Source organism: Enterococcus sp. LJL99 (assembly GCF_054871725.1).
Genome location: NZ_JBTXLT010000001.1, coordinates 254,717 through 277,638 on the forward strand (window position 1 = coordinate 254,717; position 22,922 = coordinate 277,638).

The 22,922-nt window shown below is 31.8% G+C and carries 23 protein-coding genes; 9 read left to right on the forward strand and 14 right to left on the reverse strand.

Annotated features, from left to right (window positions below; translation table 11 throughout):
• The first annotated feature begins 219 nt into the window (after positions 1-219).
• The 3 genes from ACYSNW_RS01195 to ACYSNW_RS01205 all read left to right on the forward strand — a co-directional run bounded on the left by ACYSNW_RS01195 (position 220) and on the right by ACYSNW_RS01205 (position 3,560).
• Entirely contained in the window at positions 220-480 is a 261-nt protein-coding gene (locus tag ACYSNW_RS01195) for a FeoA family protein (RefSeq protein ID WP_461742489.1), read from the forward strand.
• The gene (feoB, locus tag ACYSNW_RS01200) at positions 455-2,377 is read left to right on the forward strand and encodes a ferrous iron transporter B (RefSeq protein ID WP_461742490.1); all 1,923 of its coding nucleotides are present in this window, start codon (positions 455-457) and stop codon (positions 2,375-2,377) included. The genes ACYSNW_RS01195 and feoB overlap by 26 nt, the downstream gene beginning before the upstream one ends.
• A gap of 412 nt (positions 2,378-2,789) precedes the next feature.
• Complete coding sequence (locus ACYSNW_RS01205; protein ID WP_461742492.1) at positions 2,790-3,560, forward strand: class I SAM-dependent methyltransferase; 771 nt, start codon at positions 2,790-2,792, stop codon at positions 3,558-3,560.
• Positions 3,561-4,421: 861 nt separating this feature from the next.
• Here ACYSNW_RS01205 and ACYSNW_RS01210 read toward each other — a convergent pair.
• The 3 genes from ACYSNW_RS01210 to ACYSNW_RS01220 all read right to left on the reverse strand — a co-directional run bounded on the left by ACYSNW_RS01210 (position 4,422) and on the right by ACYSNW_RS01220 (position 8,933).
• Positions 4,422-5,999 carry a peptide chain release factor 3 gene (locus ACYSNW_RS01210; protein ID WP_461742493.1) on the reverse strand — a complete coding sequence of 526 codons (1,578 nt, stop codon included), beginning with the start codon at positions 5,997-5,999 and terminating at the stop codon, positions 4,422-4,424.
• Between the two features lie 318 nt (positions 6,000-6,317).
• Positions 6,318-7,694 carry a hemolysin family protein gene (locus ACYSNW_RS01215; RefSeq protein WP_461742494.1) on the reverse strand — a complete coding sequence of 459 codons (1,377 nt, stop codon included), beginning with the start codon at positions 7,692-7,694 and terminating at the stop codon, positions 6,318-6,320.
• A gap of 105 nt (positions 7,695-7,799) precedes the next feature.
• Positions 7,800-8,933, reverse strand: a complete 1,134-nt coding sequence (locus ACYSNW_RS01220) for an AI-2E family transporter (protein ID WP_461742495.1) — start codon at positions 8,931-8,933, stop codon at positions 7,800-7,802.
• Between the two features lie 286 nt (positions 8,934-9,219).
• Here ACYSNW_RS01220 and ACYSNW_RS01225 point away from each other — a divergent pair, with 286 nt between their 5' ends.
• Positions 9,220-9,654, forward strand: a complete 435-nt coding sequence (locus ACYSNW_RS01225) for a GNAT family N-acetyltransferase (RefSeq protein ID WP_461742496.1) — start codon at positions 9,220-9,222, stop codon at positions 9,652-9,654.
• Between the two features lie 76 nt (positions 9,655-9,730).
• On the opposite strand, the gene bph is transcribed toward ACYSNW_RS01225, so the two are convergent.
• The 7 genes from bph to ACYSNW_RS01260 form a co-directional block, all read right to left on the reverse strand.
• Complete coding sequence (gene bph, locus ACYSNW_RS01230) at positions 9,731-10,264, reverse strand: biofilm phosphatase Bph (RefSeq protein WP_461742497.1); 534 nt, start codon at positions 10,262-10,264, stop codon at positions 9,731-9,733.
• A gap of 128 nt (positions 10,265-10,392) precedes the next feature.
• A complete protein-coding gene (locus tag ACYSNW_RS01235; protein ID WP_461742498.1) occupies positions 10,393-11,637 on the reverse strand; it encodes a DUF6179 domain-containing protein in 1,245 nt (414 codons plus the stop codon).
• A gap of 63 nt (positions 11,638-11,700) precedes the next feature.
• Positions 11,701-12,051: a DUF6323 family protein gene (locus tag ACYSNW_RS01240; RefSeq protein WP_461742500.1), complete on the reverse strand. Its 351-nt coding sequence runs from the start codon at positions 12,049-12,051 to the stop codon at positions 11,701-11,703.
• Between the two features lie 298 nt (positions 12,052-12,349).
• A complete protein-coding gene (gene mutY, locus ACYSNW_RS01245; RefSeq protein ID WP_461742501.1) occupies positions 12,350-13,519 on the reverse strand; it encodes an A/G-specific adenine glycosylase in 1,170 nt (389 codons plus the stop codon).
• Positions 13,509-14,309, reverse strand: a complete 801-nt coding sequence (gene recX / locus ACYSNW_RS01250) for a recombination regulator RecX (protein WP_461742502.1) — start codon at positions 14,307-14,309, stop codon at positions 13,509-13,511. Before recX ends, mutY begins: the two co-directional genes overlap by 11 nt.
• Before the next feature lie 275 nt (positions 14,310-14,584).
• Positions 14,585-15,601: a DUF4349 domain-containing protein gene (locus ACYSNW_RS01255; RefSeq protein WP_461742503.1), complete on the reverse strand. Its 1,017-nt coding sequence runs from the start codon at positions 15,599-15,601 to the stop codon at positions 14,585-14,587.
• Entirely contained in the window at positions 15,598-16,107 is a 510-nt protein-coding gene (locus tag ACYSNW_RS01260) for a sigma-70 family RNA polymerase sigma factor (protein ID WP_461742504.1), read from the reverse strand. The genes ACYSNW_RS01255 and ACYSNW_RS01260 overlap by 4 nt, the downstream gene beginning before the upstream one ends.
• 380 nt (positions 16,108-16,487) lie before the next feature.
• On the opposite strand from ACYSNW_RS01260, the gene rlmD reads away from it, so the two are divergent.
• From rlmD to ACYSNW_RS01285, 5 genes are all read left to right on the forward strand, one after another.
• The gene (gene rlmD / locus ACYSNW_RS01265) at positions 16,488-17,858 is read left to right on the forward strand and encodes a 23S rRNA (uracil(1939)-C(5))-methyltransferase RlmD (RefSeq protein WP_461742505.1); all 1,371 of its coding nucleotides are present in this window, start codon (positions 16,488-16,490) and stop codon (positions 17,856-17,858) included.
• An 850-nt stretch (positions 17,859-18,708) separates the two neighbouring features.
• Positions 18,709-19,344 (forward strand): hypothetical protein, encoded by a 636-nt coding sequence (locus ACYSNW_RS01270; protein ID WP_461742506.1) that lies wholly within the window; start codon positions 18,709-18,711, stop codon positions 19,342-19,344.
• A gap of 128 nt (positions 19,345-19,472) precedes the next feature.
• On the forward strand, positions 19,473-19,601 hold the full coding sequence (locus tag ACYSNW_RS01275) for a hypothetical protein (RefSeq protein WP_461742507.1): 129 nt from the start codon (positions 19,473-19,475) through the stop codon (positions 19,599-19,601).
• Positions 19,602-19,807: 206 nt separating this feature from the next.
• A complete protein-coding gene (locus ACYSNW_RS01280) occupies positions 19,808-20,017 on the forward strand; it encodes a hypothetical protein (protein ID WP_461742508.1) in 210 nt (69 codons plus the stop codon).
• Positions 20,018-20,120: 103 nt separating this feature from the next.
• The gene (locus tag ACYSNW_RS01285) at positions 20,121-21,134 is read left to right on the forward strand and encodes a hypothetical protein (protein ID WP_461742509.1); all 1,014 of its coding nucleotides are present in this window, start codon (positions 20,121-20,123) and stop codon (positions 21,132-21,134) included.
• Between the two features lie 43 nt (positions 21,135-21,177).
• Here the strand turns inward: ACYSNW_RS01285 and ACYSNW_RS01290 are convergent, their stop codons facing one another.
• The 4 genes from ACYSNW_RS01290 to ACYSNW_RS01305 are packed head-to-tail and all read right to left on the reverse strand — an operon-like array spanning position 21,178 to position 22,896.
• Entirely contained in the window at positions 21,178-22,035 is an 858-nt protein-coding gene (locus ACYSNW_RS01290) for a peptidoglycan amidohydrolase family protein (protein ID WP_461742510.1), read from the reverse strand.
• On the reverse strand, positions 22,035-22,244 hold the full coding sequence (locus ACYSNW_RS01295; protein ID WP_461742511.1) for a phage holin: 210 nt from the start codon (positions 22,242-22,244) through the stop codon (positions 22,035-22,037). The genes ACYSNW_RS01290 and ACYSNW_RS01295 overlap by 1 nt, the downstream gene beginning before the upstream one ends.
• Positions 22,241-22,543 (reverse strand): hypothetical protein, encoded by a 303-nt coding sequence (locus tag ACYSNW_RS01300; RefSeq protein ID WP_461742512.1) that lies wholly within the window; start codon positions 22,541-22,543, stop codon positions 22,241-22,243. Before ACYSNW_RS01300 ends, ACYSNW_RS01295 begins: the two co-directional genes overlap by 4 nt.
• Entirely contained in the window at positions 22,543-22,896 is a 354-nt protein-coding gene (locus ACYSNW_RS01305; protein ID WP_461742513.1) for a hypothetical protein, read from the reverse strand. Before ACYSNW_RS01305 ends, ACYSNW_RS01300 begins: the two co-directional genes overlap by 1 nt.
• Positions 22,897-22,922: the final 26 nt, after the last annotated feature.

The following is a 22,922-nucleotide window of genomic DNA, read 5'->3' on the forward strand; positions in this document are numbered from 1 at the left end:
TTCGGTTTTAAGAGATAAAACAAAAGTGTTCTTTACTTTTGTCTCACCTTCTCTTTCGAATATTCTAAAATAATTTTGTTATAAATCAACTTGATCACATTTTCACAAAAACAAAAAGAAAGCGCTATTTTTATTAGAATTTGGATTGACAAATTGATAGTTAAAGACTAAAATGAAATTGAATTTAGGTTTACCTAAAAAATGAAAGGATGATGAAATATGAAGGCTAATTTATTATCTTTAAAAAATAATGAAGAAGGAATTATTTCCGATGTAACACATCCAGACAGTGGAATGAAACGTCGTTTATTAGATTTGGGATTTTACGAAGGAACACCGATTAAACGTGTTTTAGAAAGTCCTAAAGGAGATCCAATCGCTTATAAAGTGCGCGGAACCACTATTGCATTAAGAAATAGTGATAGCCAATACATATTGTTAAAAGGAGAAAACGATGAAGATAGAGAAGGAACAAAATGAACGCTTTATTGTTGAAAAAAGACAACCTAATGACCATGTGATTGCTTTAGCAGGAAATCCTAATGTAGGAAAAAGTTCTGTTTTTAATGAATTGACGGGCATGCGCCAACATACGGGAAACTGGCCTGGTAAAACAGTCGAATTAGCTCAAGGATACGCTTCACAAAAAGCTTACCCATTTGTTTTAGTTGATTTACCTGGTACTTATTCTTTGTCAGCGCATTCAGCTGAAGAAGAAGTTGCTAGAGATTTTATTGAATCTGACGATGCACAAGCGACGATTGTTGTTTGTGATGCAACGAGCTTAGAAAGAAATTTAAACTTAGTTTTACAAATTATTCGCATCACACCTAATGTTATTGTTTGTGTCAATCTTTTAGATGAAGCAAAAAAGAAAAAAATCGATATCAATTTAGACAAACTTCAAGAATTACTAGGTGTGCCCGTCGTCGGGACCTCTGCAGTAAAAAAAGAAGGTTTAGATCAATTATTACAGACATCAAAGGAAATGCTAAACGGAGAAATCAAGACCAATCCTTTTATGCGTGAAGCTCTTCAACAACTGCATTCACAAGAGGAAGAAAATGAAGGCATTGCTCTTTTGGATCGTGCTTCAGTCATTGCCAAAGAAGTTGTTACGTATAATAAAACCGATTATGATGCTAGAGATCGTAAGTTAGATAAAATTTTAACGCAAAAAAGTACTGGCCTTCCGATTATGATATTATTATTAATGATTATTTTTTGGTTTACTATTGAAGGTGCAAATGTTCCTTCAGACTTTTTAGCAGATGTTTTTGATCGTTTAGGAGAGTGGCTGACTAGTGTTGCTATTTCAGCTGGAATGCCCGTTGCACTTCGAGGTATGTTAATCGATGGTGTTTATAAAGTAATGACGACCGTTATTTCTGTTATGTTGCCACCGATGGCTATCTTCTTCCCGATTTTTACTCTTTTGGAAGATTTTGGTTATTTACCTCGCGTTGCCTTCAACTTAGATAAATATTTTCAAAAAGCTGGCGCATGTGGAAAACAAGCTTTAACCATGTGTATGGGATTCGGTTGTAATGCAGCTGGTGTTGTTGGGGCTAGAATAATTGATTCTCCAAGAGAACGATTAATCGCTACCATAACTAATAATTTCGTTCCATGTAATGGACGTTTCCCGATTTTGATTTCAGTTATCACTATGTTTTTTGTAGGTGGTTCGGTCACTTTATTTGGTTCTTTACGATCCGCTTTCTTCTTGACCGCTGTTATCTTGCTAGGAGTCGTTACAACTATCTTGGTATCACAATTGCTCTCTAAGACGATTTTAAAAGGGCTTCCTTCCTCTTTTTCTTTGGAATTACCTCCTTATCGTCGTCCACAAGTAAAACAAGTAGTCGTTCGCTCAATTCTCGATAGAACTCTTTTTGTTTTATTACGTGCAATTATTATTGCGGCACCTGCTGGGCTAGTCATTTGGATTTTAGCAAATATCAGTGTTGGTGATCAGAGTCTATTCCAAACAATCACAGTATTTCTTGATCCATTTGCAAAATTAATGGGGCTCGATGGTGTTATCTTGTTAGCTTTCATCCTTGGTTTTCCAGCAAATGAAATTGTGATTCCCATTATGATTATGGGATATATGGCAACCAGCACAATAACCGATTATAGTTCTTTAAATGAGTTCAAAAACCTTTTAGTTCAAAACGGCTGGACTTGGTTGACTGCTGCAAATGTCTTACTATTTACGCTATACCATTGGCCTTGTTCGACAACTATACTAACCATCTACAAAGAAACTAAAAGTAAAAAATGGACCTTTCTCTCCTTTATCATCCCAACAATTATTGGGGTGGGAATAACTATGCTGACGACACTCGTTGCACACTTATTCCACTTAGTTTAAATCAGTGCGCGAATGAATAAACATTTCTAGCCTACTTTCTGAAACTAAATCAATAATAAGAGCATAAACATCTTTCATATAAAAAGCGATAAATCATAAAAATTGCATGAACAATTTTTATGATTTATCGCTTTTTTTTGAGGTTACGCTCTCCATTCAAAATATCATAAGCTTTGCAAAAAAACGGTTTCAAAACTAGAAACCTTCTTGTATAATAAAGACTATACGAGTCGTAAATTTTTTAAGAAACTCTCGCGACGCTAAAAATGATTGGAGTAAAAAAATGAATTTTAGACGAGGTAACTACTCGATATAGCTGAAATTGATAGCCTCTATATCGAGATTATTGAATACTGCTGTCAAAAAGGCTATATCGCTATCGCTTATAACTAAATTTTAAGGAGATAGAAAAATGAATATAGCAAAACTAAGAGAAGCATGGATAAAAAGCGAGCAATCACAAAAAAAATTCAGTGGTTGGGATTTCAGTTACTTAGATAATAAAATGGATATGGAAAAACTAAATTGGTCTTATCCAGAAATCGTCTCATCTTATTTAAAGCCAACTATGAACTTATTAGATATGGGAACTGGTGGTGGCGAGCTGCTACAAAGTTTTAAGCATCCTTATGATAAGACCGCTGTTACAGAAGGTTACGATAAGAATTATCAATTATTAATGACTACGTTAAAACCCTTAGGCATTGACATTCAATTTGTGAAGGATGATGACTATTTAAACTTCCCTGATGATTCTTTCGATATTGTCTTAAATTCTCATGAATCTTTCTCAATTTCAGAGGTTCAACGAGTCTTGAAACCAAATGGTATTTTTATTACTCAGCAAGTGGGCGATTTTAACGGCGTGAACTTAGCCTCTCGATTAATTCCAAATTATAAAAAAGAGGGCTTTGATTTTCATCTATCAATAGTGGAAGCACAATTAAAAAAAGAGCAATTCAACATTTTATTCAAAAATGAACAATATTTAAAACAAAAATTTTATGATATGGATGGACTTATTTATTATGTAAGAACCATTCCTTGGGAATATACTGACTTTTCTGTCGAGAATAGCTTAGAACAACTAGTTGGTTTATACGATGAACTTCAACGTACAGGCTTTATTTATAATTTACAACATCGCTTTGTTCTAGTTGCTCGAAATAAAAAAAGGGAGTAAAAGCAACACTTACTGAAATAAATACTTCCAAATCTCATCTGTCTAGTCGATTAACTTAATTAGGCTCTTTGTCAAATAGGACTGATTGGCAAGATTAATTGAAAATCAGAATGGAGGAGCGACTCTTTCATTCTGATTTTTTTGTTATGTTATCTCAATCAAATCATTAATCAGAAAATGTCTTTATAATTAAAAATAAAAAAACTGAAATTCAAAAATCAGACGAATTCGAAAAAGTTAGGATATTTTTAAATTTCCCCTTCCTGTTCGTTAAGTTTTATGATTTTCAGCTTTTTTAAAGTATTTTTCTAATTGATGAAAATGAATCATTGTATTCAATTATCTGTGATTACATTTTATTGAATGGTGAAATCCATAATAATAAAAATAGGAGTAACGGCAATAAACATAATAAACCACATCTCTTAATCATTTTATTTTTCTTTATTATTCCAACGACCAGTAGAATGCTTCCTAGCACAAACAACAGTAACAAAATAACAGACATTTGTATTTCATTCCTCTTTTCATATAATAGTAAAAGCTTCTAAAATCAAAAGAGCTAGAACTATTTTTTCTTTTTTTGGTTTATAAAGTAAATAGTCTCTCTACAATTCAAGAGTAACACATCTTATTTGTAAGTGAGTTTTCTTAGTCAAATTTATTTATTTTTTAATCATTTTTCCCGATTAATGTCTTTTTCATTTGCATAAAGCAGATTATTAATTAATTTAGATTTATAAGATATACGCATCTTCCATTTCTATACAAAAAAATCCCTTTTTATCAAAATTTGATAAAAAAGGACTTCATGTAACTAGCATGTCAAGTTATGTTTTTAACATCGATAAATTCTGTTTTTTACAACAATGTTTTCAATTCTACATCTGGATACTTGTCCGCAAACCAACGTTCTGCAAATTGATTTTCAAATAGGAACAAAGGTTGGTCGAAACGGTCACGTGCCAAAATATTGCGGCTTGAACTCATGCGTTCATCTAAATCTTCTGGATTGATCCAACGTGCAATTTTTGAACCCATTGGTGTCATAACGACTTCAGCATTGTATTCATTCAACATTCTATATTGAAAAACTTCAAATTGAAGTTGTCCTACAGCACCGATAATATATTCTTCCGTCAAATAGGTTTTATATAGCTGAATCGCACCCTCTTGTACTAATTGATAAATCCCTTTATGGAAAGATTTTTGTTTCATTACATTTTTAGCTGTTACACGCATAAATAATTCTGGCGTAAATGATGGTAATTCTTCATACTGAACATTTAATTTCCCTTCAAATAACGTATCACCAATTTGATAATTTCCTGTATCGTAGATTCCAATAATGTCACCAGCCACCGCTTGCTCAACATTTTCACGCGTATCAGCCATAAACTGTGTCACATTACTTAATTTGACTTTCTTTTTCGTTCTTCCTAAAGTGACATCCATTCCTCGTTCAAAGGTTCCTGAACAAATACGAACAAAAGCAATACGATCACGATGCGCTGGATTCATGTTGGCTTGAATTTTAAAAACAAATCCTGAGAAATTTTCTTCATAAGGACTAACTTCTTGTCCCGCTTCAGTCAAATGAGCATAAGGAGCTGGAGCAAATTGTAGGAATGTTTCTAAAAAGGTTTGAACGCCAAAATTAGTTAAGGCTGATCCAAAAAAGACAGGCGTTTGGTCGCCACGAGCAATTTTTTCAGTATCAAACTCATCGCCAGCTTCTGTTAACAATTCAACTTCTTCAAGAGCTTGTGAATAAATACTTTCGCTGTGCAACGGTAAATCTGACGGTATATCGCCGTCTTTTAACGAAATAAAACGTTCTCCATCATTGGTCTCAGGACGATACACTTCTACTCGTTGATTGTAAATATCATACAAACCAGCTAAGCCTTTCCCCATCCCAATTGGCCAATTCATCGGGTACGATTCAATATCTAATAATTCTTCCAATTCTTCTAATAATTCTAGCGGTTCACGTCCATCACGGTCTAATTTATTGATGAAAGTAAAAATTGGAATTCCTCTTTTTTTAACAACTTGGAATAATTTTTTTGTTTGTGCTTCAATCCCTTTCGCACTATCAATAACCATCACAGCACTATCAACTGCCATTAATGTACGGTACGTATCTTCTGAAAAATCTTCGTGTCCAGGAGTATCTAAAATATTTACTCGCTTTCCTTGGTAATCAAATTGCATGACCGAACTAGTAACAGAAATTCCCCGTTGTTTTTCGATTTCCATCCAGTCAGATTTAGCAAAATTTCCCGTTTTCTTTCCTTTAACGGTTCCTGCTTGGCGAATTGCACCGCCAAAAAGTAATAATTGTTCAGTAATCGTGGTTTTCCCTGCATCTGGATGGGAAATGATGGCAAAGGTACGACGACTATCAACTTGTTGTTTTAATTGTGGATTATTCATTGCAAACTCCATTCTATTTTTTTGACTATCTATTTCAATTTTGGTATTTACTTTATTTACATATTTAAAATCTCCTATATTCAGACTTCAACTAGCATAGTATATCATGGAAATAGCCGTCTTATCAAAACCTTCTTGCTTTTTATTGAAAGAAAACGGAAAAAATCGTTATTTTCCTTTTTTCAACCTTTTAGAAAGACAAGAAAAAAGTAAAATAAACCGAAATTTTTAATTTGAAAGCACAGCTTCTTTCTAAAAATTTCAGTTTATTTAGTTAGTTTCTTTAGTTAACTAGAGTGAATCTGAAAAGAATCTTCTCTATCTTCTTGGTTCATCCTCTTCAACTTCCTTACGGAAAAAACGACGATTTTCTTCTGGTTCTTCATCTACTTCTTCTTCATCATGAAAAATAGCCTTTAAAACCAAAACTCGAGTGCCTTCCATTTCCTCAGAAATAAGTGTTAAATTTCCAATATCAAATGAAAGTTTTTCTCCTTCATCTGGAATTGTACCTAAAGCAGTAATTAAATATCCTGCCATTGTATCGACATCACTCATGTGTAAATCAGTATCAAACGCTTCATTGAATTCATCAATTAACATTCGTCCTTGGATCAAGTACTCATTTTCATTAATTTTCGAAAATAGATTTTCTACCTCATCCGATTCATCATCGATTTCACCAACAATTTCTTCTAATAAATCTTCTAATGTAGCTAATCCCACAACTCCACCATATTCATCTAGCAATATTGCCATTTGGTTTTGTGTTCGTTTCATTTCATAAAGAAGATCATCAATAAAAACTGTTTCTGGAACAAACAAAGGTTCTTGAATAATTGATAGTAGGTCAATATTTTCAAAGCCATTTTTATGCGCTGCTTTTAATAAATTTTTAGTATGCAAAATCCCGATAACTTTATCTTTATCTTCTCTATAAACTGGGATTCTTGAATAATTTTGTGCTAAAATCGCTTCAACATTTTCATTTATGCTGTCTTCAATATCAATCATAAAGGCATCTGTTCTGGGAACCATTACTTCTCGAGCAACCTTAGTATCTAAGGAAAAAACACCTTGCAGCATTTCCAACTCGTCGTTATCCAAAACACCTTCTGATTCGAGCATATAGCGCATCTCATCACGAGTCATCTTTGTATCCGCATCGTCAAACGTCATTGGAGTAAGTTTAGATAATAAATCAGTTGAAATCGATAAAAACCAAACAAATGGACGAGCAACAAAGCCAATGATTCGAACAAAGCCAGAAGTGTATTGAGCGACTTCTTCTGAGCGATTCATTGCGATTCTCTTTGGATAAAGCTCACCAAAAACAATCGAAACATACGTCAATAGCGCTAAAATAATGATATTCGCTAAGTTTTTAGCAGCAGAACCGCCACCTAAAACAGGCGCCAATCTAGCAGCTAGATTTTCAGCTAACGAAGCACCTGACAAAATATTGACTAAAGTAATACCGACTTGAATTGTTGATAAAAAATTGGTTGGATCATTTAAAATTTTAAGTAATTTCTTTGATTTTTTATCTCCTTCTTCGGCTTTTTGTTCTACACGATTTTTATTGATTGAAACAACCGCAATTTCAGCAGCAGCTAAAAAAGCATTGATTAATGTTAAAACAACTAATAAAATAATTTGCGCGATAAGCGACTGACTATCAGGGTCAGCAGTCATAATGTTTATTCTCTCCTCTTAAATTTTTTCTAATGAGTTTCAAGCTATTTCAAAATAAATATGATAGCATATTATCATTAATACCATACAAACTCAATGTTTTTTCTATTTTTCATTCATTGAATTTTCTTGTTCAATACTTAAAACAATCTTCTCTCTTTTATCCTCACGCACCATTCCCATTACGTGAGTAACAATCGTTTTTGCAATCGCATATACTGGAACACCTAAAAAGATTCCTAATAAACCAGCAATATTTCCTGCAACAAGTAGGACCAGGATGATTGTTAATGGATGAATTTTTAATGATTTTCCAATAACATTAGGATAAATCACATTTCCGTCAATCTGTTGAACAACTAATACAACAATACAACAAAGAATCGCTTTATATGGTTCATCAAAAATTGTCACAAAAACAGCTGGAGCTAATCCTAAATAAGGACCTAAATAAGGGATCAAGTTAGTAAACCCTGCAATGACACCAAATAAAAAGGCATAACGTACACCTAACAGAGAATAACCAATTGCCGTAAACGTTCCTACAAATAAACATTCAATCACTTGTCCACTAATATAATTTGATAATGTTTTATCCATTTTTTCAAGTAATTCGATAATACTTTCTTGTCTTTTTTCTGGTAAAAACTTTTTAATTCCTGGAACAAAACGATCACCATCTTTTAACATATAAAAAAGAATAAACGGTGCTGTAAAAACAACAATCGTCGTAGATGCTACCGTAGAAAAAATTGACCCAAGACTATTAGATAAACCACTTAAAAACTGTTGAATGATATCTCCATAAGAAATATCCAATTTTTCAATGTAGCTAGTCAAATCGACATCTTTAAAAATAGGCAATGCAGCCATTTTATAAACCCAGTCCTCAACATCGCTAAAAAAGTTCGGGATATTTGAAGCTAAACTAGCTAGTTGCGAAGCTAATTTTGGAATAACACTCACTAAAATCAAAACAAGTGCAACCACCAATATAAGTAGAACGATGATTACCGCATAGATTCGTTTCATTTTAGTTTTCATTAGTAACGTGACGATTGGATTTAGCATATAATACAAAAAGCCAGCCACTAAAACCGGTGCAAATAAGGTAGAAAAAAAGGTACCTATTGGTGCAAATAGAAAATTTATTTTTGATAAAACTAAAACGACTGTTGCAATAACCAATATTTCAATAGACCAAAAAAACAATTTAGAACTTTTCAATTTTTCGAACAAGACTGTTCCTCCTCCAAACAATAACTACGAATAAATCTTTTGCTAATTTTATTATAATATAATAAGTGTATTTATTGATTTTACCACATAATTTTAGAAATAGAATGCGAATACTCTTAGTTTTCAACATTTATTTTTTAGCTACTTATTTCACAAAAAATAGAAACGATTCGTTCTGTTGTTTGAAAAGCAAGCAACTAAAGGTATACTGAATTATTCGAACTCAAACGCACGAAAACAAATTTTACGGTATAATTAATTTGAAACTATTTTTGGAGGTACTCTAATGAAAATCATGCATACAACTGATGTAACGAATAAGACATATCTAGATGCTGTTTCGATTCGGAAAACCGTTTTTATAAACGAGCAAGGCGTTCCAAAAGAACTTGAACTAGATGACTATGAAAACAAGTGCATTTATTTAGTTTTATATTCCGATAAAGACGAACCAATCGCTACTTGCCGCTTACTTCCACTCAATAATGATACGGTTAAGCTACAACGAATGGCTGTAAAAAAAGAATTTCGCGGTCAAGCTTACGGGCGACTTTTAATTGAGGAAGCGGAAAAAATTGCCAAAGAAAAAGGCTATCAAATAATTACACTAGGCGCTCAAATTACAGCCCTTGGTTTTTACGAAAGATTAGGATATAAAAAATATGGTGAATTATTTTTAGATGCCGGTATTGAGCATTACCAAATGGACAAAACGCTTTAAATCCTTTAGCAAAAAAAAACTGGAGCACCCATTAAACAGGGACTCCAATTTTTTTAATCATTCTACACCACACCGGTCATTTTTTTGACAACTGCTGATAACGTTGATACCAGATATCCACATACTCATCTGAAAAAGGGCCTTTTTCATTGTTGATCCAGTCCACTAAAATCTTTACATTCTCTTTTAAAATGAAATCAATATCATTAGGATAATTCATTAATTTTCTGTGGAATTCATATTCATCTACATCGAGTAGACGTTTCTCTCCATCAGGAAAAACTTTGATATCCAAATCATAATCAATATACTTCAATGCTTCTTCATCCAAAAGATAGGGTGAAGCTAGATTACAATAATAAGAAACCCCCTTTTCTCTAATCATCGCTATTATGTTAAACCAGTACTTTTTGTGGAAATAAACAATGGCAGGCTCTCGAGTCACCCAACGACGACCGTCAGATTCCGTTACTAATGTATGATCATTGACACCAATCAATGAATATTCACTCGTTTTTAATACCATTGTATCTCGCCACGTTCGATGCAAATGACCATCGTGTTTGTAACTTTGAATCGTTACAAATTCACCTTCTTTTGGAATTGCCATAGTACCCCAACTTTCCCTAGTACGAAAAATTATTATAAAAGTTAAGTATTTTTCGTTTGGGTGTTCATTACACCGATATCACTACAATTATATCACAATTTTCAACTTTGCATACTAGAGAGTTTCGTTCAATCAAAATCAATTAGAGGTAAATCAAAACTTTCTAATTTATCATCTAATTTTTGCTTTTCAGAATCTTTAATCGTCGTTAAAAACATTATGAATTGTTGTTCCCAAAGAGTTTGCACATCTAATTCTAAAAAATCTTGCCACAGAAGTTTTTGTTCTCCACTATTCCTCTCAATTATTTTTGACAAAAGAGCCATTTCTTCCAATGAAAACTTTCTAAATAAATGAGTTAATTCATTTTCTGTTAAAATTTCTAAATCGAATAAATCCAAATAATCGTAAATCGAAACAAATTTATCGCGAAATAGGCAGATTTTTTCACTTTCGGATGATTGATTTGCTTGCTTTAGTATCACTTGAAATTCCTTATTAGTCACACCTTCATTCGGCAAATAAATGGCCTTTGATGAATTTTCAATGATAACTAGATGTTGTAAACAATTTTCACTTCGATCAACAAAAATTTGAGCCCATACGATATCTAAAGTTCTTTTATAATAAGACACATCTAGCAACTTTTGCTCTTTCAACAGTTGAATTAATTGCTCAAAGATCATTCTCTGCGAAATTTTCTCTATATTCTCAACAAGTCGCTCAAATTCCCTTTTATTTAAAACAAGTGTTGACCAATCAGGCTGTCCTGCAATCAATTTAGCTAGTACTTGAAGGAAAATTCGTTCATAAAGATTATTTACATCTTTACGATAATCCATTTTCAACTGTTTTTGGCTTATATAAAATAATTCATCAATTAAATGCGTTGAAAACAGTTGACAAAAATGATTTTCTACAAATAAATGCTGTAAATACTTTTCAATAAATAAAATTCCTTGGTACTCACGATCACTTACTGGAATAGCAAGTTGATAATCAATCCACGCACTATTGATTTCGTGAGCTTCATGTAAGATATCATACGTTTGAAAAAAAGTTTCTATTGCATTTATCGTTCCTTGATAAGCATCTACATCCAATGTAAGAGCATTTTTTCTAACTTTGTCATATAGCAGTTTTGTATCTGCAACTTTTTTGATAAGTTCTTGTTGTCCTGAATAAAATAGCTTTTCAATATCTTTTACCTCCTTTTCTTTTGCAAATGTTAGAACAAAAATAATTGATTGAAGAACGTTTTCCGCTTCTTCAATTGAGAAAGAAGTTGTTCCTCCACATTTTTCGAGTAATATTTTTTTCAATAATGTTAATACATCATATTGATTTATTTGATAAGTTAGTTCTTTCTTCATTTCTCATACCTCCAGTCTCGTAGATACTTACTAGCCATTCTTCTAAAGTAGCTTGCGTATTAGTTATAAAACCACTATTTTATCAACTAATAATCTATCATCAATCGTATTAGGAAGATCCATTCGAATAAAATAAAAAAGTTCTTGTAAATCAAGAAGTCTTTGAAAAAAATCTTGTTTCATAATATAGCTTGATTGACTTAACTGATTTGCTAAAAGAAAACTGACTGTCCACGAAAACTCTAAACGATGTGTTTCTGTCAGAGTCTTTTCTCGACTATCAACTAATTCATCAACTTGTGCTTCCGTCAATTCAAAATCCTTTCTAACTATTTTTTGATTGATTTCAGTAAATAATAATTTTTTTTGATCCCGTAATTCACTATTAAATAACTTCATCAAAGAATGATCCATAACTATCTCTCCTTTTCTTACATACTAATTAACATAAATAGAAGAAAAAGTATAGACTATATTTTATCTCTTATTTATGTTAATATAAGCTATATAAATACTAATAATTTTTGAAAAGCAACGATTTGTTTCTAACATTTGCTTATTTAAGATAGTTTAAACTCTTAATTGAATAATAAAATAACAAATAGGTCCTATACCAAAACTAACATGCAGTTTTGGTATAGGACCTATTTTTTGAATAGATTACGAGAAAAATGGCTATTAATTATTTTATAAATTCCATTTTTCTCTATATTTAGTTACGTTCGATTTTTTTGAATAATTCAATCATTTTTTGCTGTGGTTTTGGAAATACTAACTTAGAATATTCCGCTTCTTTTATCCAGCGCTGATTGTTTTGTAATTCTAATGGACCTATTTGACGACCATAAAAAACTAAAATATGCCATTTTAAATGACTAAAGACATGTGTCACTTCTCCAATGATTTTTTTTTGCCAAACCACTTGAGCATAATCCGCAAAAATATCTATTTCTTCTTCAGCCACCCTACCTTGCTCTGAAAGATCTAATGTCATTTGTTGATTTTCTTTCCCAAAATTTTCTTGTAATGACTCAAATTGTTTTTTGGTAACTTCTTCAATCGGGAACAGCCACATATTGGCTAACAATCCAGTTGACTCACGTTGATTCAATAAAAATTCCTGTTGTTTGTTTTCAATGATTCCAGCAAGATAATAAACATCTTTCGGTTTAACTTTTTTTGATTTTACTGGAAAATCAGTCATTGTATTGTTTTTATAGCTTAAACAGTAACTCTGAATAGGGCATTTTTCACATTTGGGTGAGGTTGGTGTGCAAATGGAGGAACCTAAATCCATCAATGCTTGATTAAAATCACCAGGTCGTTTTTGATCAATAATCTGATACATTGCTTGCTCAAAAATTTTACGACTACTAGCTTTAGCAATATCATCACTAATTTCAAATAGACGACTCACAACACGCATAACATTCCCATCAATCGCTGGTTCTGGTAATTGAAACGCAATACTTCCAATCGCACCTGCTGTATATGGACCGATTCCTTTTAGTTGGCGTATCTCGGTTATCGTTTCAGGCATTTTTCCATTAAATTCTGACATAATTTGTTGTGCAGCAATTTTCAAATTCCTAGCTCTTGAATAGTAGCCCAGTCCTTCCCAAGCTTTCAACAACTTGTCTTCTGGTGCTTCTGCTAGTGCTTGAATTGTAGGGAACCACTCCATAAACCGATAATAATAATCAATCACGGTATCGACTCTGGTTTGTTGTAACATAATCTCAGAAATCCAAATACGATAAGGATCTAAATTCACGCGCCAAGGTAAGTTTCTTTTTTCTTTCTCGTACCAAGTTATAAAATCTTTTTGAAAAGAGTTGAGTGTTGCTTGATTCCACGCTTCCCAATGGTGTTCACTCTTCATTTTCTAGTTCCTTTTCATTTAAATATTCTTGAATCAAATCTAAATCAAATTGTTTTTGGTAAAGGCTTTGCTTCACTTTCATTAAGCGTTTATATGGTTCTAGCTTACGATGTCTTTCCCATAATTTATCGCCTTCTTTTTTGATGATTTCTTCCTCTTGTTCTTCATCTTTTTCAAATGACAACTCTTCAAGAGCCAAATCAATAACCTCTCGATTAAACCCTTTTTGAATTAAATGTAGTTGAACTTTTTGTAGTCCATCTTTAAAACTTTTAGTTCGATAGCGTTTCATCGCCTTTTCAGCTGCAACTATAGCCACTTCCACTTGATCCTCCACTGTATAAAAAGTTAACCCATGCTGGATATCTTCATCATTCAAGCCTTTTCTTTTAAGTTGTTGCATAATCGTTTTAGGTCCCTTATCACTAGTTCTCATAAGCGTTCGAACGTAACTTTCACTAAATACTGCATCATTCAAAAGATTCATTTCTTCTAAACGTAAAACAATTTTCTTTCGATCGTCTAACAGAATCTCTTTCTCTTTTAAATAATCAAAAATTTCTTTTTTTGAACGCAATTGATAACTTAGATAGTTTAAGGACAGTTGTAACCCAACATCATAAGAGCCAGCTTTTTTGATTTCTTCAATACTCGATTGGGTTAGTTCTTGATCTTTTAGTAATCGTTGGCGAACTAACGTATCTTCTGAAACACGTAATTTTTCTCCCGAGGATAGCCAGATAAGATAAAACTGGCCTTTTTCTTTCGTAATTTTTATTATAGTTTCCATCTCTCTCCGCCTTTCTCATGAGAACGTACATTCTACTATACCATATAAATCGCAGAAGCTAAACTAGAGAGCGTCTGAAAATGATAGTAGTTAAGTTTCCCCTCAACTCATTTCTATTGACTCTAAAATGAACAATTTTCAATAGTTGAAACAAATCAATTCCTTAAACATCAATAATGAGTTAATGTTGCAAACTCATTTACAGTGGCTTGATTTTACCATTCAGCTAAATAAATCTTTGCATTTAAAACATCTATTTTATTGAAAATTCCAATCTATTTATATTTTTTTCGATATTTTTTAAAAAGTCCGCCTAAGATAACGACTACTACTAAGATATATAAGAGATTACTCGCTATAAACACACCTGAATTTTGAGCAAAGTTTTTCCAAAATTCAAGTTGCTGTTGCCAGTTTTTTTGAATTTGATTTTTCATTGGTTGTGCTACTTCTGAATCATCGGTCTCAATTAAATCAAGTTGAACAGGCACATATTCTACTGCATGATCTATTTGCTTATTTTTCTTAGTTAAGGTTTCTCTGTTTGTTCGAATATTCGTTAATCGCTCTTGAATTTTGATCATATCATCAAGACTAGTCGTTTTCTTCAACAACTCTATTAGTGCTGTCTCTTCAGCAGCTAATGCATTGATGTGACTTTCATTATCCACGTAATTCACTGAATAGTCAGTAGTATTTATTTGTTCATTGGTAGTAGTCCCTATACCATGAAGTTTTTCTAAACATTCTTCCAAATGTTCTTTAGGAATTCGCAATTGATAATTTGCTGCACTATTAGAAATATAGGAGTTCTCAATATAACCACTATAATCTTTTACAGTTTTTTGTACTGTTTGATTCCCTTTTTTAAATGAGTTAGTCGCTTGAGTGATTGTATAGGAAGAAACAACTTTATCCCCTCCTATGCCTGACTTATATTGAAGTAATGAATCTGAATCACTCTTATTCTCTGATTCTTCATTTGCTACTTCTTGGTTTAAATCCCCACTTGATACTTTTGATTTAACTAGACTTTCACTTTTTTCCATCGCAGTAGATGCTTTCTGTTCTATTGAACTATTTTTGATTAGAAAAAGACCACAGCAGAAAACAGCTACACATCCGATGGTAAATGCGATTCGATGCTTTTTCATCATTGTGAATAGATTAAAGCGTTGCTCTTTTTTTTCAGTTACTTGCTGCTCAAAGATTTTTTCTGTTAAACTATCTAATTTATCGACAGGTATGTCAATTGCATGCCATTGTTCGTGCCATTTTTGATTTAATTTCATTTTTCCTCCTCCAAATAGTTTTTTATTTTTTTTCGAGCTTCATACAATTTATATTTTGTTGTACCTAAAGGTTCTTCCATAACTAAACTAATTTCTTTGACTTTTTTTCCATAAAAATAGTGTAAAATCGTGATTTCTTGTAAATGTTTTGGAAGACGCTTTATTGCATCATAAATGTCCAATTTTTCTTCTTGTGATAACACTTCCTCTGCCTCTACCATTGGTTCATCCCACCCAAAAGTTGTTGTTTGATTTTTTTTAATAAAGTCTAATGAGGTAAAAATGACAATCCTAACACTCCAAGTGGTAAAATATTCTGGATATTTCAATTGATCGATTTTATTAATTATTTTAATCATAGCTTCTTGAACAATATCTAGCGCATCTGTTTCATTTTTAGTGTATAAATAAGCTGTTTTGTATAATTGTTGATAATTTTGCTTTAAAAGTTGTTCTAGAGCTATTTTGTCTCCTGCTATAGCAAGAGTAGCCAAATTTATTTCCATATTTTCAACTCCCTTATAGTTATTAGACGATAATGAAACACAAAAGGTTGGAATTTAAGTAAAAATTTTTGATTATTAAGACAAAAATATTATCTGTTTTATTAATCATACAACCATTGCGCAGGAGAAAATAGAAAAACTTATTTTTATTTTATAAAACTAAAGCGAACAATCTTCAAAAAATTGTACTCACCAATAATCTTTCTAGAAGTTAGACTCTTAATTAGTAAAAATACAGCTATTCTAAAACACTACTTACAATCCCATAAGCTAAACTAGGTAAACTATGCTAAAATAGAAGACGTATAAATTGGTGATTGAGATATAATTTTGTCTCAACCGCAACTCTTTATAAATATACGCATTTAAAGGATGAAATCATGAGTACACAACTTTTAAAAGAAGGACAAAATATTTCATTAAAAATTAAACGTTTAGGGATCAATGGCGAAGGAATCGGTTACTATAAGAAAACGATTATTTTCGTACCAGGCGCACTACCGAAAGAAGAAATTTCGGTAAGAATCAGTAAAGTGACTCCACGTTTTCTTGAAGGTGAATTACTAAAAATCATTAAAGCAGCACCAGAAAGAGTAGCACCACCTTGTCCAGTTTATGAAACTTGTGGCGGTTGTCAATTACAGCATCTTTCATATACCGCTCAGCTACATTTTAAAAAGGATCTACTAAAACAAGCTTTACATAAATTTAAGCCTAGAAATTTTGAACAGTATCAACTTCCTAAAACCATTGGGATGGAAAATCCTTGGAATTACCGAAATAAAGCACAATTTCAATTAAGAAAAATTGATGGAGAAGTCGAAGCGGGACTTTATCAAGCTGATTCTCATCGTTTAGTCCCAATCACTGATTGTCTTGTTCAACAACCAGTAACCACAAAGGTTATGAATGTCCTAGTCGAATTATTGAACAAGTACCAATTACCTATCTATAACGAGCGTAAAAATAGTGGGATCTTCCGAACATTAATGGTTCGTGTTGGGGTTAAAACAAATGAAGTACAAGTTGTCTTTATTACTCAATCGAAAAAATTACCGCAAAAAATAGCTTTAATCGATGAAATTACGCAGCAACTTCCAGAAGTGGTTTCTATTATGCAAAATGTTCAGAACAAACGAACTTCACTCGTAATGGGGGATGAAACGATTCATCTTTGGGGCAAAGATAGTATCAAAGAACAAATCAATGAAGTCGTGTTTGATTTATCATCGCGCGCATTTTTCCAATTAAATCCTGAACAAACTGAAGTTTTGTATGATCAAGCCATAAAAGCATTAGCTATTCAAAAAAATGAATCAGTAGTGGATGCATATTGTGGTGTAGGGACAATTGGCTTAAGTATTGCTAAACAAGCCAAAGAAGTTCGGGGAATGGATATCGTTCCCGCAGCGATTGTCGATGCCCAAAATAACGCTGAACGATTGGGAGTTAAAAATACTCATTATGAGGTAGGAACGGCTGAGGATCTTTTACCAAAATGGTTACAAAATGGCTTTAAACCAGATGCAATTATTGTTGACCCACCAAGAACAGGTTTAGATTCAAAATTACTAAATGCTATCCTTCGACAACCACCAAAAAAAATGGTTTATATCTCTTGTAATGTTTCAACTTTAGCAAAAGATTTAGTGCAGTTGGCTAAAGCCTTTGAAGTAGAGTATTTACAATCAGTTGATATGTTTCCACAAACTGCTCGCTGTGAAGTTGTGGTAAAATTGACAAAAAGATAAAAAAATTTCCGCTTTTTAATATAAGTACTTGAATTGCTAAAATTTTGAGTAGAAACGGAAAAATGATTAAAGATTGGAGAAAGTTATTTTTATTTTTTTCATTGTTGTTTGGGTTGTTCTTTTGCTCTTAATCGATTTATTGAGCAATCACTTTTAGATTTTTTAGAAGGTCTTTTTGCGACCTTAACAATTAATAGTTTTCTTTGCATGTTCTCAAAGAAATCGAGTAAAAAAGATGAGTAAAAATGAGATTGAAGAATCAAAAGTGATTTCTCAATCTCATTTTCTTTTTACATATCAAAGTTCTGATTCTTTTACAATATTACGCTATGATAAAAAATCAGAATGAATGAGTTCCTTCGCTCTTTCATTCTGATTTTTTTGACTTATCAATCTTTAATTGTTCCAAAAAAATGAAAAAAACAAAAACTATTTTTTACTTTTTTATTAATGGTAAACAAAAGTTGCACGAGATCTACTCTACGGTCATATATTAACTAACTAAGTTCTATTTCCACTTAAGAGGAATTGAACTATCTTTTTTATATATGGTCAAAAAAATAAAAAAAGACCGAAACCCTTGTATAGCAAGGATTTCAGCCTTCTAAAATTCAAAAGAATTATTTTAATGTTATGGTTTAATACCTTCGGACTTGTTTTAATATTTTCTGAAACCTTGATTTAACAACGTTTTAAGGATTAAACTTTTCTGAACAATTCGAGTTTTTCTTGCAAAGTATGGTCAAAGTATGGTCATTTTCGATTTATGACGCTTCTCTTTAAATTTGAGTTGATAATCTCTTTCTTGCATGGTTTAATTTAGATATATTAAAAACTATGGGGGATAGAAATGAATAATTTAGCACTTGTTATTATAATTTTAGGGTTGATTGGAGTATTTATTTTTAGAAAAAACAAGTCGAAAAGAAATATTTTTATAGCTGTTTCTATAGCTGCATTCTTAGTATTTGGATTAACTATGGATAAAGACGATAAAAACGAAACGACTGTTGAAAGTTCAAGTACTGAAAAGACAGTTGAATCTAAAAGTAAAAAAATTGAAAAGACAATAGATTCAACAGAAACAACTTTTAACGAACTGGAGCAAGCGGCAAATGATTCTTTAAATGACTTTTCTACTTTTGTTACAAATTATCAAAAGATACCTATGAAAGAAAAAACACCTTTTTGGGATAAAGTTTATGGTACTAAAGTAACATGGACTGGAACAGCTATTCAAGAAGGTGGAAATCGAGTATACATTATTGATAGTTCCAGATACACCCCTGACATGACTTGGGATTCTGTTTCTGGAACCGAAGATGAATATTATACCTTTGTTGCAAAATTTAATGACAAAATAACCGATGGTACTTTCATAACTGGAAACAAATATTCATTTACTGGATCTTTAGAAAGTCGTGGAACAGACCAAGAAATGGGATTCTTTTCTCATTGGAAGTTATATGATGCTGTTCAAAACTAATCAAGTCAATGTATATCCTCACTATTTTATGGTGAGGATTTTTTTGTGAAGCAAGTTAATTTTATCGAATAAAAGTATTGACTATATAGGACATATCCTATATAATATAATTATAGGAGGTGAGGGAAATGAAGAAGAAACGAAAAAAGAAGCGTAATAAGCAAGACTTGATTATCATAGTAAACCTGATAATAGCAGTTATCAGCTTACTAGAACAGTTAATCAAATTGCTTATCACACTCATTGACAAAAAGTAAGGTAAGGAGCTACGGCTCCTCTCCTTTATTCTTCTTCAATTATAGCATGAATTAAATCATAACTTCAATAAATAGAATAAAAATGAAAGGATTGAACTACAATGGAATACAAAACAGCTAAACGTTTAACAACTATTACAATCGTTCTATTGGCATTGTCAGTTATCTTGATGATAATTAACTGGATTATTTGAGGAGGAGTTTAAATGAAAGAATACAGTACTTCTGAGGCGCAAAGAAATGCTACTAAGCGCTATGAACAAAAAAATGCTGTTGCGAAGGCTTATCGCTCAAAAAAAGCCACTGCTAAAAATTTTATTCTAAAAACTGCAACTGATGAAGATATTTCTTTAGTAGAAGAATGGATTGCAGAACGCAAGAATGCAGTCGGTTTTAGAAATGCTGAATCAGATTAACAAAATAATAATAGAACCTCCTTCCTGTATCACATGAAAGGAGGTTTTAATTGATTAATTCGTTTTTAAAGGTTTATAATTGATATAAAAGGATTGAAATAATTTGAAAAAAATTAAAAGTTTTTATAATATGTTAAAAATCAAACTTTCTAATGACAGCATTGATAGTTATCATTATTTGGGAATCATCTACTGTTTGACACCTGTTTTTTTGTTTATTTTTTTTACAATAGAAATGTTTTTTTTGGGTTTAACTATACAGTACACAAAGTATATAATTAGAATGTTTTTAGAGTCTTTTTTAGGTATTCTATTCTTTATATTCAGTGTTCGGCTCCTTATTTTTTTTGTAAAAAAAGTTTTTTCTTATTTTAAAAACAAGTATTATCTATTGTGCTTTATTCTTTTTTTTACGATATTATTTCTTTTATTCGCCACTTTTTTATGGTTTATTATTGTTCTTGCAGATGTCCATAATTTTTTAGTTTTTATCTTTAATTTTGATACGCCATTAATTTTTCCATACCAAGCGTTGGAGCCAACAATTAACATTTTCGGAACAATACTTCAATTAATGGTTCTTTTTATATCTTTTATATCTTTATCCTTATTAATGAATTCGTTTTTACCTAGTAAATTACAAAAAAAAGATATTTCTCAAAAACAAAAACTTTTTCGTATAATATTTAAACTATCTATTGTAGTAATAGCAATTATACTTTCAATAGTATTTTCTATAATTGATAAAAATAATTTCAGCTCTATATCGCTACTTACTACACTATTTACATTTCTCTGTACACCTAAAACTATTCTTCGACTTTTTTCTAATAAAAAAAATATAGAAAAAGCTAATATTTCTGAAGATGTAACTAAAAGTTTTGAACTTATAAAATTTTGTTATTACGAATTTATTTTTTCGTGGTCAATTTCAATCTATATTTTCAATCCAAATGAAACGCAAAATAGAATTATAATTTCCTTTGTTATATTTTTTATATTAATAATAGCAACAAAGGTTAGTCAATTTTATTTAATAAATAAAAAGAATCATATATTCGATAAGTGGATTGTTAACGAAAATAGCAAAATAAATATAGAAAATACAAAAGAATAATTTATACTAAAAAAACCTAGAATTTAATCTAGGTTTTTTCTTTTTACGCATTACTAACTTTATGAATTAAATCGTTTTTATCCATCACAGACAGCCAAATATTACCACTATGCGATAAATTAACCTGACACCACTTATAGTTTCCCGAACCAGTTTGAGCACCGCTGACAGACTTAATATAATTTGTGTTAAAAACAAATAAACTACCTGTCTTGGTAGTTTGGTCTTTGAGGATATATCCGTTACTGTCTACTAAAACAATATCATCAACTGAGATACCGTTATCCGTCCAGTTGAATTCAGTCGGCACAAGGAAGTTACAACGTACTTGCCAGATACCATTAACCTTTTGTAAATCGTCCGCCCTGTAAATCCCTTGATTTACTTTTTGTGCTTTGTTACTTTGAGACGATAGTTGAGGCTTTACGGAGTTCGTTTTGCTTGGTGTTGTGGTTTGCTCTCCTTTGCCTATATAACGATAAATTGTAACAGGTGGCTTGCCGTTATAACCCCAAATAATATCGTGATCATTTACGGAAATTCCATTATATCCATAATTACAATGGATGATAGTATCCTTGTCATCCGTAAAAATACCTGTATGACCTGCTGCGCCACCACTTGCTCCACGATCACCCCAAATAAAAATGTCACCTCGTTTAACCTCGTAGTAACCTTTTGAGTTTAACGCTACTTTTTGCCATCCATTAGCTTCTAAATCGCCAAATAAACTATCTGTATTCCCCATCTTGTCTTGCTGTAAAAAACCTCCAGCAATCAATGCTAGATAAACAGCACTTGAACAGTCGTAGCTAGTTGGACCTAAACGAGCATTCATTGAATAGGTTACTTTTCCTTTACGCTCTGACATCCATTTAATCATTTTATTAATATCTGGCATTACTCTTCACCTTCTTTATTATATTGAGCTGTGCTGTGTAACATCGTCGCACCTAAAAAGGTTGTAATTGCTGCAATAGTGGTTACAGCAATATCTGTCGCTTCCCACCCATACGTTTTACCTAGTGAGCCAACAAGAACCCCTGTAGCTGGCAAAACAATAGATACAATCCACTTCACTTTGTTATATGTTTCGTTAGACATTTTCATTTTTTATTTCCTTCTTTCTTTTCTAGTTTTTTAACTAAATAACCATTTTCTTCTTTCAAATCATCTATTTCATGTTGTTGCTGAATAATCACTCGGTCTTTTTCAGCTAACAACTCATTTTTTATATCTAAATCAGCTTGTAATTTATCGACCTTTTCCTCAAGTTTTGCTAATCGTTTTTCCATAATGTCAAACGCTTTGTCGTCTTTTTGCATACGTGTTTGACTCTTCGTTCCCATATAAGTAAACAGCCCTGTAATGATTGCTACAATGACCGCTGGCGTAATCCATGCTTCCATCAAAACACCTCGTATTTAGCCGAAAGATAAATGAATATGTTATACCCTAGAAATAGAATCCAATCCATATTAGATACACCAAAAAATTCATTTAATATAAGGATGGTCGTGTACATCATCCAGAACATATTTAAGATGATTATAAAAATTCGTTGTGGTAACTTTGCTTTAAAATAGATAGACAAAAGTAAAATTACACCTAAAAAAATAGCCAACCCCCAAAAGAGTGGACTATCGAGAAAACCTATATTTTCTAATGGTGAATAATAGGCTACATCATCATGAAATGCTAACCATAAGCCATTTGCAATACTTTGAACTGCTACTATTTTTGTTAATAATTTATTTTGCATAACTTCCACCTCTCTCATTTAAATAA

Excerpts from the sequence above, each read along its gene's own strand:
- rlmD (WP_461742505.1), top strand. The coding sequence starts at position 16,488 with ATGAGTACACAACTTTTAAAAGAAGGACAAAATATTTCATTAAAAATT.
- ACYSNW_RS01240 (WP_461742500.1), bottom strand. The coding sequence starts at position 12,051 with ATGGATCATTCTTTGATGAAGTTATTTAATAGTGAATTACGGGATCAA.
- ACYSNW_RS01300 (WP_461742512.1), bottom strand. The coding sequence starts at position 22,543 with ATGGAAGCATGGATTACGCCAGCGGTCATTGTAGCAATCATTACAGGG.
- ACYSNW_RS01195 (WP_461742489.1), top strand. The coding sequence starts at position 220 with ATGAAGGCTAATTTATTATCTTTAAAAAATAATGAAGAAGGAATTATT.
- ACYSNW_RS01295 (WP_461742511.1), bottom strand. The coding sequence starts at position 22,244 with ATGAAAATGTCTAACGAAACATATAACAAAGTGAAGTGGATTGTATCT.
- ACYSNW_RS01235 (WP_461742498.1), bottom strand. The coding sequence starts at position 11,637 with ATGAAGAAAGAACTAACTTATCAAATAAATCAATATGATGTATTAACA.
- mutY (WP_461742501.1), bottom strand. The coding sequence starts at position 13,519 with ATGAAGAGTGAACACCATTGGGAAGCGTGGAATCAAGCAACACTCAAC.
- ACYSNW_RS01305 (WP_461742513.1), bottom strand. The coding sequence starts at position 22,896 with ATGCAAAATAAATTATTAACAAAAATAGTAGCAGTTCAAAGTATTGCA.
- ACYSNW_RS01215 (WP_461742494.1), bottom strand. The coding sequence starts at position 7,694 with ATGACTGCTGACCCTGATAGTCAGTCGCTTATCGCGCAAATTATTTTA.
- ACYSNW_RS01205 (WP_461742492.1), top strand. The coding sequence starts at position 2,790 with ATGAATATAGCAAAACTAAGAGAAGCATGGATAAAAAGCGAGCAATCA.
- ACYSNW_RS01255 (WP_461742503.1), bottom strand. The coding sequence starts at position 15,601 with ATGAAATTAAATCAAAAATGGCACGAACAATGGCATGCAATTGACATA.
- ACYSNW_RS01225 (WP_461742496.1), top strand. The coding sequence starts at position 9,220 with ATGAAAATCATGCATACAACTGATGTAACGAATAAGACATATCTAGAT.
- ACYSNW_RS01260 (WP_461742504.1), bottom strand. The coding sequence starts at position 16,107 with ATGGAAATAAATTTGGCTACTCTTGCTATAGCAGGAGACAAAATAGCT.
- ACYSNW_RS01275 (WP_461742507.1), top strand. The coding sequence starts at position 19,473 with ATGAAGAAGAAACGAAAAAAGAAGCGTAATAAGCAAGACTTGATTATC.
- ACYSNW_RS01290 (WP_461742510.1), bottom strand. The coding sequence starts at position 22,035 with ATGCCAGATATTAATAAAATGATTAAATGGATGTCAGAGCGTAAAGGA.
- recX (WP_461742502.1), bottom strand. The coding sequence starts at position 14,309 with ATGGAAACTATAATAAAAATTACGAAAGAAAAAGGCCAGTTTTATCTT.
- bph (WP_461742497.1), bottom strand. The coding sequence starts at position 10,264 with ATGGCAATTCCAAAAGAAGGTGAATTTGTAACGATTCAAAGTTACAAA.
- ACYSNW_RS01210 (WP_461742493.1), bottom strand. The coding sequence starts at position 5,999 with ATGAATAATCCACAATTAAAACAACAAGTTGATAGTCGTCGTACCTTT.
- ACYSNW_RS01280 (WP_461742508.1), top strand. The coding sequence starts at position 19,808 with ATGAAAGAATACAGTACTTCTGAGGCGCAAAGAAATGCTACTAAGCGC.
- feoB (WP_461742490.1), top strand. The coding sequence starts at position 455 with ATGAAGATAGAGAAGGAACAAAATGAACGCTTTATTGTTGAAAAAAGA.
- ACYSNW_RS01270 (WP_461742506.1), top strand. The coding sequence starts at position 18,709 with ATGAATAATTTAGCACTTGTTATTATAATTTTAGGGTTGATTGGAGTA.